The sequence below is a fragment of the Endozoicomonas arenosclerae genome (assembly GCF_001562015.1).
Taxonomy (GTDB): domain Bacteria; phylum Pseudomonadota; class Gammaproteobacteria; order Pseudomonadales; family Endozoicomonadaceae; genus Endozoicomonas_A; species Endozoicomonas_A arenosclerae.
Genome location: NZ_LASA01000262.1, coordinates 1 through 2,811, shown reverse-complemented (window position 1 = coordinate 2,811; position 2,811 = coordinate 1). Strand labels below are relative to the sequence as shown.

The window sequence follows — 2,811 nt, the reverse complement described above, 5'->3', positions numbered from 1 at the left end:
GTCCGCATATCTTGCTTATGAAGCGTTTCGCTTCATCTTAAACTTGGTGGGTGATGACGGGATCGAACCGCCGACCCTCTGCTTGTAAGGCAGATGCTCTCCCAGCTGAGCTAATCACCCTGAGTCGAATATTGTGCCTGTCGGACAATATCCTTTAAAAAAATGGCGGACCGGACGGGACTCGAACCCGCGACCTCCGGCGTGACAGGCCGGCATTCTAACCAACTGAACTACCGGTCCGCGTATCTTACTAATGAAGCACTTCGCTCCATCTTTAATTTGGTGGGTGATGACGGGATCGAACCGCCGACCCTCTGCTTGTAAGGCAGATGCTCTCCCAGCTGAGCTAATCACCCTGGGTCGAATATTGCGCCTGTCGGACAATACCCTTTAGCTCTCTATTAAAAAGCATGGCGGACCGGACGGGATTCGAACCCGCGACCTCCGGCGTGACAGGCCGGCATTCTAACCAACTGAACTACCGGTCCGCATATCTTGCTTATGAAGCGTTTCGCTTCATCTTAAACTTGGTGGGTGATGACGGGATCGAACCGCCGACCCTCTGCTTGTAAGGCAGATGCTCTCCCAGCTGAGCTAATCACCCTGGGTCGAATATTGTGCCTGTCGGACAACATCCTTTAGCTCTCTATTAAAAAGCATGGCGGACCGGACGGGACTCGAACCCGCGACCTCCGGCGTGACAGGCCGGCATTCTAACCAACTGAACTACCGGTCCGCGTATCTTACTAATGAAGCACTTCGCTCCATCTTTAAACCTGGTGGGTGATGACGGGATCGAACCGCCGACCCTCTGCTTGTAAGGCAGATGCTCTCCCAGCTGAGCTAATCACCCAAATTCACTGTTTTGTTTAACGACTCTTGGCTAGCGAGTCGGGACTGAACTATACCTGAAGACAGCTGTCGTTCAAGCCCTGATCGAGAGAAGGGATAAAAAAGAAATCATCCACTGCTAGATCTTGAAACAAGATGGCGGACCGGACGGGACTCGAACCCGCGACCTCCGGCGTGACAGGCCGGCATTCTAACCAACTGAACTACCGGTCCGCTAAACAGCTCAAATAACCTACCGCTTTGTGCTTTAAATTTCAAAGTGGTGGGTGATGACGGGATCGAACCGCCGACCCTCTGCTTGTAAGGCAGATGCTCTCCCAGCTGAGCTAATCACCCTTTCGGTCTTGGCCGTGTGTCTCTCAACAACGCGGCGCATTATAAGCAGCGAACCGAACCTCACGCAACCGCCTTTAGACACTTTTTTTATAAGTATCCGTAACATAGCGATAGAAAAGTACATTCTGAGCACATGTCCTTCTATACAGATAAGCTCACTCATTCTCTTCTTTAATTGTGAGCACCAACTTTCTTTTATAGAGGCTCAATACTTTCTCTCACCCGGCAGGGGTTGGATGCGTATAATGCAGGCACTCTATTTTGCATGGATTCGATCATGTGGTTTAAGAACCTGATTTTTTATCGTTTTACCAAACCCATTGAATGGAACAGTGAGGAACTGGAAGAGCAACTGCTCGAGAAGCGTTTCCGCGGCTGCGGCAGCCAGGACATAAGTTCCTATGGCTGGGTGCCTCCTCTGGGTCGTCACGGCGACATGCTGACTCATGCCAGTGGTGATTTCGTCATGATATGCGCCAAGAAGGAAGAGAAAATCCTGCCAGCCAGTGTAATCAAGGATGCGCTTGAAGAGAGAATTGAAACGATTGAGCAGGAAGAACAGCGCGAAGTATTCAGCAAAGAGAAGAAGGCGCTGAAAGATGACATCATGATGGAGTTGCTGCCCCGCGCCTTCACCAAACATCAGAAAACGCTGGCTTACATAGATACAAAAGAAGGCTGGCTGATTGTTGATGCCTCCTCATTCAAGAAAGCTGAAGAACTGACCAGTTGCCTGCGCGAGTGTCTGGGCAGCCTACCTGTCATCAATCCACCACTGAAGAATCTGCCATCCGCCTCAATGACCCAGTGGTTGTCAGAAAATCCTTCTGTTCCGGCGCCTTTCGTTCTCGGTGATGAATGCGACTTGAGAGAGCCAGGTGATGAAGGCGGACAGATCAATGTCCGTAAACAGGAACTGATCACCGACGAAATCCAGGCTCACCTGGAAGGCGGCATGCAGGTCAGTAAACTGGCCCTGCAATGGGATGACGCCCAGACTCTGGTACTGAGTGATGACCTGGTTGTTCGTAAGCTGAAGTTCACAGAAGTCATTCAGGATCAACTGGATGAGGTAGAAGCAGAAACCGCAGCTGAACAGTTTGATGCTGACTTTGCAGTTATGAGCCTTTCCCTTAGAAAACTCATCAATGATCTGGTGGAAGCTCTGGGTGGACTCTCTGACGTCTCCACTGAAAGCTGAAGTCAAAAATGCAGGGGCCTCCTTTTCAGGAAGTCCCCTCTATTAGGACCTTCCTCGAAATAACTTCCCGATTTACACACGAATGCCGTTCACCCTGAGCTTGTCGAAGGGTAGTGATAATGGTCTTCGACAGGCTTGTATGTTTAACCTGTCTCTAATTATTTGTATAAAGTTAGAGGCGGGGGTGAGGGGCATCGACTGCTTACTGCCTTTCGGACAGACTGACTGAGAAATCCCCACCCACAAGCATGAGCGACGATTAGGAGCACTCCTACCTTACGGTAGACAATTTTTGCAAGCTAACGCCAGCTTGTGGTCACCCCCCCCCCCGTATGAAGATTAGATCTAGGKGACCGTTATGGAAACAATACTTAACTTCATTGGTATTGATGTGTCTTCGCAATGGTTAGACATTTGTAGTC

1 protein-coding gene and 9 tRNA genes are annotated in these 2,811 nt (G+C 50.1%); 1 reads left to right on the top strand and 9 read right to left on the bottom strand.

Going from position 1 to position 2,811, the window contains the following annotated elements:
* Window positions 1-44: 44 nt before the first annotated feature.
* The 9 genes from WG89_RS28610 to WG89_RS28570 all read right to left on the bottom strand — a co-directional run bounded on the left by WG89_RS28610 (window position 45) and on the right by WG89_RS28570 (window position 1,188).
* Window positions 45-120 (bottom strand) — tRNA-Val (locus WG89_RS28610).
* Window positions 121-163: 43 nt separating this feature from the next.
* Window positions 164-240 (bottom strand) — tRNA-Asp (locus tag WG89_RS28605).
* Between the two features lie 40 nt (window positions 241-280).
* Window positions 281-356, bottom strand: a tRNA-Val gene (locus WG89_RS28600).
* 55 nt (window positions 357-411) lie between these two features.
* A tRNA-Asp gene (locus tag WG89_RS28595) sits at window positions 412-488 on the bottom strand.
* A 40-nt stretch (window positions 489-528) separates the two neighbouring features.
* Window positions 529-604, bottom strand: a tRNA-Val gene (locus WG89_RS28590).
* A 55-nt stretch (window positions 605-659) separates the two neighbouring features.
* A tRNA-Asp gene (locus WG89_RS28585) sits at window positions 660-736 on the bottom strand.
* 41 nt (window positions 737-777) lie between these two features.
* A tRNA-Val gene (locus tag WG89_RS28580) sits at window positions 778-853 on the bottom strand.
* A 135-nt stretch (window positions 854-988) separates the two neighbouring features.
* Window positions 989-1,065 (bottom strand) — tRNA-Asp (locus WG89_RS28575).
* A gap of 47 nt (window positions 1,066-1,112) precedes the next feature.
* Window positions 1,113-1,188: transfer RNA gene (locus WG89_RS28570), tRNA-Val, on the bottom strand.
* A gap of 277 nt (window positions 1,189-1,465) precedes the next feature.
* Between WG89_RS28570 and rdgC the strand changes: the two genes are divergently transcribed.
* A complete protein-coding gene (rdgC, locus tag WG89_RS28565) occupies window positions 1,466-2,389 on the top strand; it encodes a recombination-associated protein RdgC (protein WP_062271192.1) in 924 nt (307 codons plus the stop codon).
* The last annotated feature ends 422 nt before the right edge of the window (window positions 2,390-2,811 follow it).

Coding starts and splice junctions, on each gene's coding strand:
- rdgC (WP_062271192.1), top strand. CDS start 1,466: ATGTGGTTTAAGAACCTGATTTTTTATCGTTTTACCAAACCCATTGAA.